At 66.8% G+C, this 14,311-nt stretch carries 16 protein-coding genes, 1 tRNA gene and 1 pseudogene; 8 read left to right on the plus strand and 10 right to left on the minus strand.

The features are described from left to right. Positions 1-49: 49 nt before the first annotated feature. Positions 50-124, plus strand: a tRNA-Asn gene (locus QT382_RS08810). Between the two features lie 64 nt (positions 125-188). Next, a complete protein-coding gene (locus QT382_RS08815; protein ID WP_289253660.1) occupies positions 189-533 on the plus strand; it encodes a zinc ribbon domain-containing protein YjdM in 345 nt (114 codons plus the stop codon). Here QT382_RS08815 and QT382_RS08820 read toward each other — a convergent pair. After that, the gene (locus tag QT382_RS08820) at positions 530-1,966 is read right to left on the minus strand and encodes a putative bifunctional diguanylate cyclase/phosphodiesterase (RefSeq protein ID WP_289253661.1); all 1,437 of its coding nucleotides are present in this window, start codon (positions 1,964-1,966) and stop codon (positions 530-532) included. The two genes, QT382_RS08815 and QT382_RS08820, sit on opposite strands and share 4 nt — an antisense overlap. A 207-nt stretch (positions 1,967-2,173) precedes the next feature. Between QT382_RS08820 and QT382_RS08825 the strand changes: the two genes are divergently transcribed. The 4 genes from QT382_RS08825 (at position 2,174) to QT382_RS08840 (ending at position 4,948) form a co-directional block, all read left to right on the plus strand. Beyond that, positions 2,174-2,581 (plus strand): hypothetical protein, encoded by a 408-nt coding sequence (locus tag QT382_RS08825; RefSeq protein ID WP_289253662.1) that lies wholly within the window; start codon positions 2,174-2,176, stop codon positions 2,579-2,581. A gap of 162 nt (positions 2,582-2,743) precedes the next feature. After that, positions 2,744-3,442: a hypothetical protein gene (locus tag QT382_RS08830; protein WP_289253663.1), complete on the plus strand. Its 699-nt coding sequence runs from the start codon at positions 2,744-2,746 to the stop codon at positions 3,440-3,442. A 44-nt stretch (positions 3,443-3,486) separates the two neighbouring features. After that, the gene (locus QT382_RS08835; protein WP_289253664.1) at positions 3,487-4,185 is read left to right on the plus strand and encodes a hypothetical protein; all 699 of its coding nucleotides are present in this window, start codon (positions 3,487-3,489) and stop codon (positions 4,183-4,185) included. 262 nt (positions 4,186-4,447) lie between these two features. After that, complete coding sequence (locus tag QT382_RS08840) at positions 4,448-4,948, plus strand: hypothetical protein (protein ID WP_289253665.1); 501 nt, start codon at positions 4,448-4,450, stop codon at positions 4,946-4,948. Positions 4,949-4,999: 51 nt separating this feature from the next. On the opposite strand, the gene QT382_RS08845 is transcribed toward QT382_RS08840, so the two are convergent. The 9 genes and pseudogenes from QT382_RS08845 to QT382_RS08885 all read right to left on the minus strand — a co-directional run bounded on the left by QT382_RS08845 (position 5,000) and on the right by QT382_RS08885 (position 10,772). After that, positions 5,000-5,209, minus strand: a complete 210-nt coding sequence (locus QT382_RS08845) for a PEP-CTERM sorting domain-containing protein (RefSeq protein WP_289253666.1) — start codon at positions 5,207-5,209, stop codon at positions 5,000-5,002. Beyond that, positions 5,209-6,054, minus strand: coding sequence for an urease accessory protein UreD (locus tag QT382_RS08850; protein WP_289253667.1), 846 nt, complete (start codon positions 6,052-6,054; stop codon positions 5,209-5,211). The genes QT382_RS08845 and QT382_RS08850 overlap by 1 nt, the downstream gene beginning before the upstream one ends. Next, on the minus strand, positions 6,044-6,703 hold the full coding sequence (ureG, locus tag QT382_RS08855; RefSeq protein WP_289253668.1) for an urease accessory protein UreG: 660 nt from the start codon (positions 6,701-6,703) through the stop codon (positions 6,044-6,046). Before ureG ends, QT382_RS08850 begins: the two co-directional genes overlap by 11 nt. Then, positions 6,700-7,374 carry an urease accessory protein UreF gene (locus QT382_RS08860; protein ID WP_289253669.1) on the minus strand — a complete coding sequence of 225 codons (675 nt, stop codon included), beginning with the start codon at positions 7,372-7,374 and terminating at the stop codon, positions 6,700-6,702. Before QT382_RS08860 ends, ureG begins: the two co-directional genes overlap by 4 nt. Continuing rightward, a pseudogene (gene ureE / locus QT382_RS08865) lies at positions 7,370-7,876 on the minus strand (urease accessory protein UreE); the annotation flags it as partial. The pseudogene ureE and the gene QT382_RS08860, both read right to left, overlap by 5 nt. A gap of 2 nt (positions 7,877-7,878) precedes the next feature. Next, complete coding sequence (ureC, locus tag QT382_RS08870; RefSeq protein ID WP_289253670.1) at positions 7,879-9,597, minus strand: urease subunit alpha; 1,719 nt, start codon at positions 9,595-9,597, stop codon at positions 7,879-7,881. After that, complete coding sequence (locus tag QT382_RS08875; protein ID WP_289253671.1) at positions 9,594-9,899, minus strand: urease subunit beta; 306 nt, start codon at positions 9,897-9,899, stop codon at positions 9,594-9,596. The genes ureC and QT382_RS08875 overlap by 4 nt, the downstream gene beginning before the upstream one ends. 2 nt (positions 9,900-9,901) lie before the next feature. Beyond that, positions 9,902-10,465 carry a HupE/UreJ family protein gene (locus QT382_RS08880; RefSeq protein ID WP_289253672.1) on the minus strand — a complete coding sequence of 188 codons (564 nt, stop codon included), beginning with the start codon at positions 10,463-10,465 and terminating at the stop codon, positions 9,902-9,904. Between the two features lie 4 nt (positions 10,466-10,469). Next, positions 10,470-10,772, minus strand: coding sequence for an urease subunit gamma (locus QT382_RS08885; protein ID WP_289253673.1), 303 nt, complete (start codon positions 10,770-10,772; stop codon positions 10,470-10,472). Between the two features lie 250 nt (positions 10,773-11,022). Here QT382_RS08885 and QT382_RS08890 point away from each other — a divergent pair, with 250 nt between their 5' ends. Both QT382_RS08890 and rsgA read left to right on the plus strand, forming a co-directional pair. Further along, positions 11,023-12,708, plus strand: a complete 1,686-nt coding sequence (locus QT382_RS08890) for a M20/M25/M40 family metallo-hydrolase (RefSeq protein WP_289253674.1) — start codon at positions 11,023-11,025, stop codon at positions 12,706-12,708. 482 nt (positions 12,709-13,190) lie between these two features. Then, complete coding sequence (rsgA, locus tag QT382_RS08895) at positions 13,191-14,273, plus strand: ribosome small subunit-dependent GTPase A (protein ID WP_289253675.1); 1,083 nt, start codon at positions 13,191-13,193, stop codon at positions 14,271-14,273. Positions 14,274-14,311: the final 38 nt, after the last annotated feature.

Consider the following 14,311-nt stretch of genomic DNA (forward strand, 5'->3'; position numbering starts at 1 on the left):
CCATCGACCACCAGAGCCATTGGAAAATTTCGTTAAGATTCTTCAACTTTCCTCGACCAAAATCGGGCTGTGATCTGGACTGTTAATCCGTAGGTCCCTGGTTCGAGCCCAGGTCGAGGAGCCAGATAGAGAGCCCCCAGCATCGCAAGGTGTTGGGGGTTTTTCTTTGCTCACCCCGGAGTGTTGCCATGTCCACCCTGCCCGCCTGCCCCCAATGCCAATCGGCCTATACCTACGAGGACGGCACTCAGTTGGTGTGTCCTGAATGCGGTCACGAATGGTCGGCCCAAGGCTCGCAAACTGCGGCGGCCGAAGAAGTTCGAGTCATCAAGGACGCCGTGGGCAACGTGCTGCAGGACGGCGATACCGTCACCGTGATCAAGGACCTGAAGATCAAGGGCTCGTCGCTGGTGGTCAAGGTCGGCACCAAGGTCAAGAACATCCGGTTGACCGACGGCGACCACGACATCGACTGCAAGATCGAAGGCATCGGCGCAATGGGGCTGAAGTCGGAGTTCGTGAAGAAGGCTTAGCAACTGGGCACCGCCGCAGGCCGCAAGGATCGCGTCCCGTCGTGCAACTCCTGAGCCAGCGCCTCGAAGGCCTCCGCGGGAATGGGGCGTGAGAAGAAAAAGCCCTGAAAGATCTCGCAACCCATTTCCTGCAAGGCCCGGACCTGTTCAGCGGTTTCCGTGCCCTCGGCCACCACCTCCAGGCCCAGGTCCTTGCCGAGTTGGACGATGGTGCGGGCGATCTTGCTGGCGTCCGGCGCGGCCGGCAGGTCCTTGACAAAGGCCTGATCGACCTTGAGCTGATCGAGCGGCAGCCTGCGCAGATAGTTCAGCGAGGAGAAGCCGGTGCCAAAGTCGTCCAGGGCGATGGCGATGCCGCTGGCTCGAATCTGCATCATGCGGCCGTGAACCATTTCGAAGTCCTCGACGAACATGGATTCGGTCAGCTCGAACTTCAGCACCTTTCGCGCCGCCAGATTGCTGGAGACCCGGCTCAGCAGCCGTTCCGCGGACTCGGCCGCCAGCAGTTGCATGGGGCTGACATTGACCGACACCCTGACATGGCTGAGCGCCGCGTCGCCTTCCCAGCGGTTCAGCAGTTCGCAGACCTTGCCCAACAGCTGCTCGCCCGCCGGAACGATCAGTCCGCTGTGCTCGGCCATAGGGATGAACTCGGCCGGCGAGATGTAGCCGCGCGTCGGATGGCGCCAGCGCATCAAGGCCTCGGCGCCAATCAGAGCGCCTTCGGCCGTGCATTGCGGTTGCAGATAGGCCTCGATCTCGCCGTTCATGATGGCGACGCCAAAGGCCCGTTCAAGGGCCGTCGACTCCCTCGCCTCGCGGTGCATGACCGTCAGCGCCGCGTACAGCGCGATCGCGGCCAGCAGCGAGGCGAAGTTGTTCGCCAAGCCGCGTTCTGCCTCACTGACCATGGGGCTGAAGCCGAAGCTGCTGGACGTCGTTGCGAGCACGACGAAGGCCACGAGGTTCAGCACGGGCACGGCCGTACGCAGGTTTCGCACCTCGTACTGGAGCAGGAAGTACGCAACCACCGTAAGCGGGATCAGGTAGATCTGCGTGGCGCGCGGCAGCGTTGCACTGGGCACATCGACCACAACGCTCAGGCCGACGACGCCAACGAAGGCGGCGATCGTGAACAGCAGGCTGGCCACTCTCAGCAAGCTCTGGCGGGCCAGCAGCACGACCAGGCCAGCCATGACCAGGAAGTACAGGTCGGACAGAAAAAGCGCGACGCGCCCAAGCAAGATGTCGCTAATCGCCCAGGGCGTGAAGATCAGCATGATCAGGCCGCTGGCGATGCACAGCATCCGGAAGCGCCGGCGTTCAAAAGACGCTGAATTGGCGCCGCGCGCCGCATCGAAGCGATGCAAGCCTTGCAGCCAATGGTCGGAGCTCCCGCGCCTGGCGCGCCACGGCTTTGCTTGAACCAGCATTTGCCCCCTTCCACTCCACAGCAGACGACTAGCGGAGCCAAGGCCAACTTCAGCCGACGGCTTGACCACGGGCCGCAGATCCAGGTCCGGACTCTACGGTGCATGCCGGGCCTGTCAATCCGTAGGTCCCTGGCCCGCGCCCAGGCAAGACCTGACACCACCCCAAGGCAGAATGGACCGACCACGAATGATTCAGGAGAGGTCCAGATGCAAGCAGTGATCCGCCGGCTGTTCACCGGAGCCGGGCTAGGACGCATGTCGACGGGGGAATACCAGGCCAATCTCAACGGGCTGAACATGTTCTTCGGCGCCGTGCTGGGCTTCGTGCTGGCCGGCACAGAAAAGCTGAACGCCTGGCAGTTCGGCGTCTTGTTGATGACTTTGGCCAGCATCGTCATCACGGTGCTCTACATCTCGTCCAGCCGGCAGAAGCTGGTGTATTCGCTGATGGCCGTGGTCTACGCGGCGACCCTGCCCGAGATGATGGATTTCATGCTGCGCGGCCAGGGCATGGTCCCGGACAAGGTGCGCCCCACGCTGCTGGTCTGGATCGCCATGACGGTGATGGTCGAGTTCTGGGCCCGGGACAAGGAAGCCGCCGCCAAGCCGGGCTGAGCCGCGCGCCTCACCGAGCATTCCTTGGCGCAAGGCACCCTGCCTGTCGGGAACTGACAGGCATTTGTCGCTCAGCGTCATGGCCGATCCGGCCGCCCTTCGCCAGACTGCGCACAGCCCTCGAAGCACTCGGGGCCGCATGTCTGATCTAAGGCGCCGACGATGAAACACCTGAACCTGGACCTCACGCAACTCAACTCCGTGGTGGACCGCCTGCTGGCCGTGACCGAGAACCCGCGTCACCGCTTCCTGCTGATGGCCTACGCACGTCACCGCGCGCTGGAAGTGGCGGGTCGCTACGAGGAGATCTTCGCGCCCGACATGATGAGCCCCGATGCCGTGTACCACCTCACGGTGGGCGGCAACAATGTGGTGCTCAACGGCCAGCAGCAGATCAAGGGCCTGTACCGCATGTGGGCCCAGACCAACCAGACGGCCTTCTACCTCGGCACCGAGGAGGTCTCGGTCTCCGACCACTACGTGACCTCGATCTCCACCGCCTACCAGCAGGTCTCGGGCAAGTCGCTGCGCGCCAACAAGCTGCTCAACCGGCTGCCGAAGTTCATTTCGCGCCGGCTGCTCGAGCGCGCGCTGGACGAGCAGCATCACGATACCGACGACAACGACATGTACCTGCACAAGTACGTCGGCATGCAGATGATCTGGCCCTACGACAGCCGCGGCCGACTGCTGGGCGAGGATGTCTACGAGCCGCTGCAGCACCAATCCGAGCTGATCAAGCTCGACGCCAAGGATGTCCTGTCCACCGCCCGCTGCGGCGAGCTGCTGGCCCCGCACATCAAGCCCCTGCCCTCGTTCGACGAGATGGTGTTGGGCAAGCAGGACAGGCGGGTCGCCTGATTCTTGCCAAGCCCGACACCGCCCCTGATCGAAAGCGCAAGACGATGAAGCACCTGAACCTGGACCTCACCCAACTCAACGCGGCCGTGGACCGCCTGCTGGCCGTGACCGAAAACCCGCGCCACCGCTTCCTGCTGATGGCCTACGCGCGCCACCGCGCCCTGGAAGTGGCCGGCCGCTACGAGGAAATCTTCGCGCCCGACATGATGAGCCCCGAGGCGGTCTATCACGTCACGGCCGGCGGCAACGACGTGGTGCTGAACGGCCAGGAACAGATCAAGGGCCTGTACCGCCTGTGGTCCCAGACCAACCAGACGGCCTTCTACATGGCCACCGAAGAGGTCTCGGTCTCCGACCACTACGTGACCTCGATCTCCACCGTCTACCAGCAGGTCTCCGGCAAGTCACTGCGTGCCAACAAGCTGCTCAATCGGCTGCCGAAGTTCATTGCGCGCCGGCTGCTCGAACATGTGCTGGACCAGAAGCAGCATCACGCCGACAACAACGACATGTACCTGCACAAGATCGTCGGCATGCAGATGATCTGGCCCTACGACAGCCGCGGCCGCCTGATCGGCGAGGACGTCTATGAGCCGCTGCACGAGCAGTCGGAGCTGATCAAGCTCGATCCGAAAGACGTCGTCACCACCGCTCGTTGCGGCGAGCTGATGGCTCCCTCGATCAAGCCGCTGCCCTCGTTTGACGAGATGGTGCTGGGCAAGAAGGCGCCGCTCGCAGCCTGAGCTCCGTCGCGGCAAGCTTGCGGCCACGGCCACTGCAGAACCAAATGCCTCGCAGGTGCAAGCCTGCGAGGCTTTCTTGATGGTCTCGGTCGGCACCGGAGCAGTCCGAGCCGACAGCTCATCGGTGCCCCGAAAGATGACTTCGCGTCCGAGCCCTCTCGACCACGGGTTTTCGTTGACGCGCCATGACTCCTGCCGCGGCCACAATCCGCGCGCACCGTCGTCGGGCGGTGCGAAATTGATAACACTTCAGGGGAACTCCATGAAAATCAGCGTCCTTGCGGCCGCAGCCGTCTTGCTTTGCTCGGGTTGCGCATCGGTCATGAACGACAGCACCCATCCTGTGCGCATCGAGACCAGGACCGAAGCCGGTGAATTGATCAGCAACGCCGAATGCAAGCTGTCCAACGACTACGGCAGCGTCAGTGCAAAGTCGGGCGAAACCACCCCGGTTCGCCGTTCAGCCAAGGACCTGGACATCAGCTGCAAGGCGCCCAATCAGCCGGAGGCCTCCGGTCGCGCAATCTCGCGCGCGAATTCAGGCATGTGGGGCAACATCCTCATCGGGGGTGGCATCGGCGCCTTGATCGACCACAACAAGGGAACCGCCTACACCTATCCAACATGGGTTCAGCTGGTATTCGGCAAGTTGATGGTGTTCGACCGCAGTGCAGAGAAGCAGGGCCAGCCTACGCCGGGCATCGAAGTCGGCGGCACACCTGCACAGGCAGCCCCCACGCCGACGGACAAGGCCAAGAGCTGAGTCAGCAGAGGCAGCAGACGCCGCCCGCAGTGGCGGCGCCTGCTGATTCCTTCAGCGGCCGCTGGGGTCTGCCTTGCGCCGCCTGGCCGCCGCCAGCCCCGCCAAGGCCAGGCCGACCAGCCCCAGCGAAGCCGGCTCCGGCACCGTGCCGCCAGCATCCTCGCGCACCAGCAGACCGCGGATGCCGTCGTCGTTGAAGTCTTCACCGACGCCGCGCCGCGAGATGTTGTCGCGGTCCTGGTCGATGCCGCCCTGGTTCATCAGGTCGACCAGACCCGCGGCTCCGCCGTGGCCAGGCCCCACAGCTGCTGCCGCCACAAGGCCCGAAGGCGGCGCAGCGCCGCTGACACCGCCTCGACCTCATCGCCAAGCACACGCGCCAGCAGCACCGTGCCCTGCGGGCGCAGCAGCCGGGTGATACCCGACAGCGGCAGATCGGCCATCAAACGGCGGCTCTGCTCCAGCAGCTCTTCGCCTCCGGCCATGGTCTCGGTCTGCGCATAGGCCAGGCTGCCCAGCACACGGTGGCCTGCCAGGCCGCAAGGACCATCCAGCAAGGCGGCATCGGCCGCGTCCAGCCAGCCTCGGTCGCGCCACAGGCCTTCGACCTCCAGGTGCTGCAGGATGCGGCCACGCCTGAAATGCTGGCCGGCAGCCGGCAGGCCCAAGGCGAGCACCTCACTCGCGATCAGGCTCGCGCCGGCAGCCAGGCAAAGCCGTACCTCGTTGCGGGCCTCGCAGCCTTCAAAGGCCAGGGTCTCCTGCGGCAGCCATTCCAGCCGCCCTCGTTCGTGGACGCGGGCCTCCACGCACTGGGCCGCCTCGCCGGCATTGCTTCGATAAATGCGCGTCGCGGCCGGCGTGGTGACCAGCAGATGGGCACCGGGCCGGACTTCGAGTTCGATGTCCAGGCGGTCCCCGCCCACCAGGCCGCCCGGTGGATGGACGATCACCGCATGGGCAACGCCAGGGCCCTCGGGATACAAGGTCTTGAGCAGGCGCAGCGGGCCCTGATGGCGCGCCCGCAACCGCGTCGCCGCACCATCGTGCACGGCACTCAGCTGCAGGCGGGCCGGCCAGCGGACCGATGCCAGGTCAGTCGACAAGGAGCAGCCCTTGCTTCTCGATGAAGCGCACCACCTCGTCCAGGCCCTCGCGGGTCTTCAGGTTGGTCATCACCCAGGGCTTGAGCGGCCGCATGCGCTGCGTGTCCTGGCGCATCACGCCCAGGTCGGCGCCCACATGCGGTGCCAGGTCGGTCTTGTTGATCACGAACAGGTCGCTCTTGGTGATGCCGGGCCCGCCCTTGCGCGGAATCTTCTCGCCGGCGGCCACGTCGATCACGTAGATCGTCAGGTCGCTGAGCTCGGGGCTGAAGGTAGCGGCCAGGTTGTCGCCGCCGCTCTCGACGAAGACGATGTCGGCCTCGGGGAACTTCTCCAGCATCCGGTCCACGGCCTCAAGGTTGATCGAGCAGTCCTCCCGGATCGCCGTGTGCGGGCAGCCACCGGTCTCCACGCCCATGATTCGCTCGGGCTCCAGCGCGCCGGCCACGGTCAGCAGGCGCTGGTCTTCCTTGGTGTAGATGTCGTTGGTGACCACCACCAGGTCCCAGCGCTCGCGCATGGTCTTGCACAGCACCTCGACCAGGGTCGTCTTGCCCGAGCCCACCGGCCCGCCCACGCCGACGCGCAAGGGCGGCAGCTTCTTGGTGCGGCCGGGGATGGCATGCAGCGGTGCGGCAGACTCATTCATGATCGGAACAACCTCGAGTACTGGGTTTCGTGACGCGCGCCATGCACGCCGAGCAGCGGCGCGAAGGCCAGTGGTTCGGGCACGGACAAGGCCTGTGCCACCGCCGCCGGAATCGCCTCGACCAGGCGCGCCAGCAGGCGCTGGCCGGCCGTCTGGCCCAGCGGCACGCAGCGCACCGCGGCCTGCACCAGGTTCTCGGCCCAACCGAAGGCGATGGCCTGCAAGGCCGGCTCCAGCGCCGCGCCGCGGCTGGCCGTCGCCGCACCCATGACCACGGGCCAGGCCGGTGCCGGGGTCAGGGCCTGCAGCAACGACAGCACCTCGGCCTCGGGCATCAGGCCCTGCATCCACACCAGCAGGCTGCGGCCCATCTGCTGGGTCTGCTGCAGGCTCTCGGCGGTCTCGCGGCTCAGCAGCACCCAGTCGTTCAGCTCGACCAGGCGTGCGGCGTCCAGCGACAAGGTCGCGTAATGCGCGGCCGCAGCCACCGGCAGCTCAGCCCGCGCCTGCACCAGCTCCAGTTGGTTGAGCAGCCAGATGCCGGCTGTGGTTTCGTCATGAACAACGCCGGCCTCGATGGCCGCTTCCAGCCCTTCCGAGTAGCTGAAGCCACCCACCGGCAAGGCCGGCGAGGCCAGCCACAGCAGATGCAGCAGGCTGGTCTCAGTCATGCGCATGCTCATGGCCATGGCCGTGATGGTGGTGGTGATGCCCACCCGCCTCGCCATAGGCCCCGCCCTCGGGCTCGAAGGGCGCCATCGCCTCGGTCACTATCAGGTGCTGGCGGCGCAACATGTCGGCCAGCACCGTATCGGGCTCGAACTGCAGGAGCGCGGGCTGCAGCTCCAGCGGCACATGGCGGTTGCCGAGGTGATAAGCGGCGCGCAGCAGATCGAAGGGCCGGCCATGCTCGGCGCAGATGCGCACCTGCATGACGGGCTGATCCGCCGCGACTATGCTCAGCAGTGAACCGTCGTCCGCCACCAGCACATCGGAATCGCGCAGCACCGTGCCCCGCGGCAGCACCACGCCGATCTCGCGGCCCGCCGAATCGGTGGCCGCAAAGCGGCTCTTGCTGCGCTGGTCCCAGTCCAGCGTCAGCGTGGCCGCCCGCTTGAGCAGGGCCAGGGCCAGGCCGGCACCGCCGGCAATTCGCTTGCTTGCATGGATCATGGTCAGAACAGGAAGTAGCGCTGCGCCATCGGCAGCTCGGTGGCAGGCTTGCAGCTCAGCAGCTGGCCGTCGGCACGGACCTCGTAGGTCTGCGCATCGATCTCCATCACCGGCAGGTAGTCGTTGAGCCGCATGTCGGCCTTGCGCACCGTGCGGCAGCCCTTCACCGGCGCCAGCGTCTTGGCCAGGCCCAGCTTCTCCACGCTCGCGAGACCGGCCTGGCTGACGAAGCTCAGCGAGCCCTGCGCCAGCGCGCCACCGAAGCTGCCGAACATCGACCGGTAATGCACCGGTTGCGGTGTCGGGATCGAGGCATTGGCGTCGCCCATCGCCGCCGCGGCGATGAAGCCGCCCTTGAGGATCAGGCTGGGCTTGACGCCGAAGAAGGCCGGCTTCCACAGCACCAGGTCGGCCCATTTGCCCACTTCAATGCTGCCGACCTCATGCGCGATGCCATGGGTTAAGGCCGGGTTGATGGCCAGCTTGGCCAGGTAGCGCTTGACCCGCGCGTTGTCATTGCCGGGCCCGTCACCGGGCAAGGCGCCGCGCTGGAGCTTCATCTTGTGCGCGGTCTGCCAGCAGCGCAGGCTCACCTCGCCGACGCGGCCCATGGCCTGGCTGTCGGATGAGAACATGCTGATCGCGCCCAGGTCGTGCAGCACGTCCTCTGCCGCGATGGTCTCGCGGCGGATGCGCGACTCGGCGAAGGCCAGATCCTCGGCAATGCCGGCATCGAGATGGTGGCAGACCATCAACATGTCCAGGTGCTCGTCCAGCGTGTTGACGGTGAAGGGCCGCGTCGGGTTGGTCGAGCTGGGCAGCACATGGGCCTCGCCCACCACCTTCATGATGTCCGGCGCATGGCCGCCGCCGGCGCCCTCGGTGTGGAAGCTGTGGATGGTGCGGCCCTTGAACGCGGCGATCGTGTCCTCGACGAAGCCGCTCTCGTTCAGCGTGTCGGTGTGGATGGCGACCTGGGTGTCGGTGGCCTCGGCCACGTTCAGGCAGTTGTCGATGGCGGCCGGCGTCGTGCCCCAGTCCTCGTGCAGCTTGAGGCCGATCGCACCGGCCTCGATCTGCTGCATCAGGCCCTCGGGCCGGCTGGCGTTGCCCTTGCCGAGAAAGCCCAGGTTCATCGGAAAGGCCTCGGCCGCCTTCAGCATCGTCGCGATATGGCTGGGGCCCGGCGTGCAGGTGGTCGCCAGCGTGCCGGTGGCCGGCCCGGTGCCGCCGCCAATCATCGTGGTCACGCCGCTCATCAGCGCCTCTTCGATCTGCTGCGGGCAGATGAAGTGGATGTGGGTGTCAATGGCGCCGGGCGTCACGATCTGGCCCTCGCCGGCAATGACTTCGGTGCCGGGGCCGATGACGATGTCCACGCCGTCCTGTACATCGGGATTGCCAGCCTTGCCGATGGCGGCGATGCGGCAGCCGCGCAGGCCGATGTCGGCCTTGACTATGCCCCAGTGGTCGATGATGACGACATTGGTGATCACGGTGTCGACCGCGTCGCCGGGCCCGGGGCCATTCGGCCGCTGCGACTGGCCCATGCCGTCGCGCACGGTCTTGCCGCCGCCGAACTTCACCTCCTCGCCGTAGCCGCCGGCGCGCAGGGTCAGGTCTTGCTCGACCTCGATCACGAGGGCGGTGTCGGCCAGGCGGAACTTGTCGCCGACGGTGGGGCCGAGCATCTCGGCATAGGCGCGACGGCTGATTCTCATAGCTTGCCCATCACCAGGCCGCGGAAACCGTGGACGACGCGGTCGCCCCCGAGCTCCACCAACTCCACCGTCCTCGCCTGCCCCGGCTCGAAGCGCACCGCCGTGCCGCTGCAGATGTTGAGCCGCATGCCGCGCGCCGCGCCGCGGTCGAAGTCCAGCGCCGCATTGGTTTCGGCGAAGTGGTAGTGCGAGCCGACCTGGATGGGCCGCTCGCCGGTGTTCGCCACCTTGAGGGTCAGCGTGCGCCGGCCTGGGTTCAGCTCCAGCTCGCCGTCGGCCGTGATCAGCTCGCCGGGAATCATCTTCAGAGCACCCGGGTCAGCGCAATCGCCGCAACACCGGCACCGAGCAGGCCATGGGCCAGCCTGGGCGCGCTGCGCAGTTTCCAACCCAGGGCGAGGCCGAGTCCGTGCAGCACCAGCGTGCTGGCCACCATGCCGGCCAGCGCTGCCAGGCCCTGCAGTTCCAGCCCATGGGCCGAGCCATGGCTGAAGGCCAGCAGGGCCGCCGTCGCAGCGCCGATGGCCGGCGGCAGGCCCACCTTCAAAGCCACCAGCAAGCCCAGCACCGCCAGCGAGACCGTGATGCCCGCCTCCACCGCCGGCTGGGCCCAGCCGCTCAGCATCGCCAGCAAGGCGCCGGCCAGCAGCGAGGCCGCGAACGCCAGTGGTGCGCGCAGAGGCTGGCGCAGCGCCAGGGCGCTCCACAGGCCCACGGCCAGCATCGCGGCCAGGTGGTCGGCACCGGTCCAGGGATGGACCGCACCGGCCCAGAAGCCGCTGACATGGCTGTGGGCCGCTTCGTCCGTATGGGCCAGCACCGGCGCAGCAATCAGGACGAGCAACAGCAGGGGGAGTCTTGTGCGCATGGCTTCAGGCAATGGGTTGGTGGACCGTGACCAGCTTGGTGCCGTCCGGAAAGGTCGCCTCGACCTGGATCTCGGGAATCATCTCGGGCACGCCGTCCATCACCTGAGCCCGGCTCAGCACCTCACGGCCCGCGCTCATCAACTCGGCCACGGTGCGGCCGTCGCGGGCACCTTCGAGCACCGCGGCACTGATGAAGGCCACGGCCTCCGGGTAGTTGAGCTTCAGCCCACGGCCCAAGCGGCGCTCGGCCAGCAGGGCGGCGGTGAACAGCATCAGCTTGTCTTTCTCACGCGGCGTCAGTTCCATGCCCAGGCCAATGCAAGGGCGATGCCAAGGCCGGGCACCAGGGCGGTGCCGGCCTTGCAAATGGCGCATGCACCAAGTTCGCCCTGATTGCACCAGGACCGGCCTGCGGCATGCACGGCGTCCGCTCGGTGTTTCCCCTCATGCCGCTCTCGCACAGCCCCGCCCCTGACGAACGGCACCCCTGAAAGCCGCCAGTAGACTGCGCCGCTTCCAACTCTGGATCCAGTTTCCTCACCCGCGGAGCCCGTTGATGCCGACTTTGAACAAGCTGTCCCTGGCCCTGGCCGCCAGCCTGCTGATCCCCGCCCTCGCCTGGGCCGCCAAGCCCGAGCCCGAGGTCGTCAACGCGATCCGCGACCAGGGTTTCAATCACTCGCAGGTGATGCAGACCCTGTACCAGCTGACCGACAAGATCGGCCCGCGCCTGACCAACTCGCCCAAGATGCGCGAGGCCACGCGCTGGACGCAGGACCAGCTCATGGCCTGGGGCCTGAGCAATGTGCACCAGGAGGCCTTCGAGTTCGGCCGCGGCTGGAGCTATGACCATGCCAACGTCGACCTGCTGTCGCCGCGCAAGACCTCGCTGCAGACCATTCCGCTGGCCTGGACGCCGGGCACCAATGGCACGGTCGAGGCCGAGGTGGTCTACCTCGACGCGGTGACCGAGGCCGAGCTGCAGAAGTTCAAGGGCAAGCTCAAGGGCAAGGTCGTGATGCTGAACGAGCCGACCGAGAGCGAGGAGCCGCGCCGCGAGATCTCCAAGCGCTACTCCAGCGCCGAGCTGGCCGAGATGCGCAACTTCGACATCAAGAGCACAGCCAGCCAAGGCCAGCAGCCGCCGGTCGACAGCATCGAACAGCGCCGCAAGTCCAACCGCTTCAGCGAAGCCCGCGACGCCTTCCTCAAGGCCGAGGGCGTGGCCGGCGCGCTGTTCCGTAGCTCCTGGGACGGCGGCCTGATCCGCGTGATGGGCCAGAGCCATCGCGTCGGCAAGACCTTTCCGGTGCCGGGCCTGATGCTGCCGGTCGAGCACTACAACATGCTGGGCCGCATGCTGGACAACGGCCAGACGCCCAAGATCTCGTTCAACGTCGTGGCCCGTTTCCACGACGAAGACGTGAATGCGCACAACGTGATGGCCGAGATCCCCGGCCAGGGCGACAAGCCCGAGCTGGTGATGCTGGGCGCCCACCTGGACTCCTGGCACGGCGCCACCGGCGGCGTGGACAACGGTGCCGGCGTGGCCATCACCATGGAGGCGATCCGCATCCTCAAGGCCGTGGGCTTCAGCCCCAAGCGGACCATCCGCCTGGGCCTGTGGGCCGGCGAGGAGCAGGGCCTGCTGGGCTCGGCCGCCTATGTGGAGCAGCATTTCGCCACCCGTCCCAAGCCCAGCGACCCGAAGGAGCGCGAGCTGAGCCGCTGGCTGTGGAGCAGCCCGGGCTGGCCTATCAGCAAGCTGGCCGACCATGAGCGCTTCTCGCTCTACTTCAACGTGGACAACGGCAGCGGCAAGCTGCGCGGCATCACCACCCAGGGCAACGCCGCGGCGCGCTCGACCTTCGCCGAATGGTTCGGCCAGGTCTCCGACCTCAGCGACGGCACGATCTCGAACAACTCAACGGGTTCGACCGACCATGTGTCCTTCGACAACGTGGGCCTGCCCGGCTTCCAGTTCATCCAGGACCCGCTGGACTACTTCACGCGCCTGCACCACACCCATGTGGACTCGGCCGATCATGTGATCCCCGAGGACATGAAGCAGGCCGCCGTGGTGCTGGCCACGCTGGTCTACAACGCGTCCATCGCCGACAACAAGCTGCCGCGCAAGCCCATGCCGATCGAGCCCACGGCCGAGGAAAAGGCCGACTCCAAGGCCAAGGCCGACAAGCGCAGCCGCAACAAGGAACGCAAGGCGCTGAACGATCTGAAATAGTCCTCTGCAACGGAAGAGGACTGCAAAGTCCTTGTTCTTCGTCATGCGGCCGTCACGGACGGCCCGCACAATGCGAAGCACGGAAGCGAAAACCGGCTGCAAATTGGGCAGAACACTGGAACCCGTCACCAGCGCCGACGTACCCCGTCCCTGCCCCAGTGCGGCAGCGGTCCGGTAAGCGATCAGGGCCACCTCGGTGGCCCTTTGCTTTTGTGTTGTGGCACACTGCGCCGCTCATTCCCCCTCAACCCTTCAAATACAGGAGCTCCTCATGAACGCCACCCGTGATCTTGTCCAGCCCCTGTCGGCCGCCGCCCTGGCTGCCTGAAGGCTGAGAAGACCCTGGCGCCGCGCTCGCCCTGAGCGCAGCCAGCAAGACCTCCCGCCCGACAAGCTGCCGCCCCGGTGCGGCCGACCCTGACCTCATTCCCCTGCGACGCCAAGCGCCGCGGGGACCGGCTTACTTTGCCCATGAGACCGTCATGCTCGAAAGCTTGCAATTCGAGGCGCTGCGCCGCCTCGGCCTGAACCAGAACCTGCTGCCGCTGCTGCATCCGCTGCTCGGCCAACACCCCAAGGCGGACCCGGTCCGCATCACCGAAATCCACCGCGACGCGCTGCGCCTGGAAGGCAGCCAGGGCCCGCTGCGGGCCCGCGTCCATCCTCAGCTCCTGAACGCCTTGCAGGCCCAGGGACAGCGCCTGGCCGTGGGCGACTGGGTACTCGCCGAAGCCGAGGGCGACCAGCACTGGGTGCGCGAGCACATCCCGCCGCTCAACAGCCTGAACCGCCGCGATCCCGAGGGCCGGCTGCAGCCCCTGGTCAGCAATGTGGACTGCGCGCTGCTGGTGCTAGGCCTGGACCATGACTTCAACCTGGCGCGGCTCGACCGCTATCTGGTGCTGACGCGCAGTGCCGACGTGCCGGCCGTCGTGGTGCTCAGCAAGGCCGACCTCTGCGCTCAGCCAGCGGAACGCCTGAAAGCCGTGCGCCGGCATCTGGCCCATAGCCACCTCGGCCTGCTGGACGTGCTGGCGGTGGACACCACCTCGGCCGCCAGCTGCGAAGCGCTGAGCCCCTATCTGGGCCTGGGCCAGACCCTGGTCTTGCTGGGTTCCAGCGGCGCCGGCAAGAGCACGCTGACCAACAGCCTCTGCGGCCACAGCGAGCAGCTCACCGGCGCCGTGCGGATGGACGACAGCCGGGGCCGCCACACCACCACCAGCCGCAGCCTGCACCGCTGCCAGAGCGGCGCCTGCATCATCGACACGCCGGGCCTGCGCGGCCTGGCGCTGGACGCCGATGCCGCGACGGTGGCCCAGGCCTTCGACGATGTGCAGGAGCTCGCCCAGGCCTGCCGCTTCCGCAACTGCAGCCATGGCGACGAGCCCGGCTGTGCGGTACGCGAGAGCCTCGGCGCCGAGCGGCTGAAGAGCTATGAGAAGCTGCAGCGCGAAGCACGCCGTGGCGAGATGACGGCGCTGGAACGGCGAGAGCAGCTGGCCCGGTGGAAGAGCGTCATCAAGAGCGTGCAGCTCAAGCAGCGCCTGCGAGGCCGCGACTGATGGCGGCCGGCCCCTACACTGACCAGCCTCGAAGGAGT

It is taken from the genome of Pelomonas sp. SE-A7 (assembly GCF_030345705.1).
GTDB lineage: Bacteria > Pseudomonadota > Gammaproteobacteria > Burkholderiales > Burkholderiaceae_C > JAUASW01.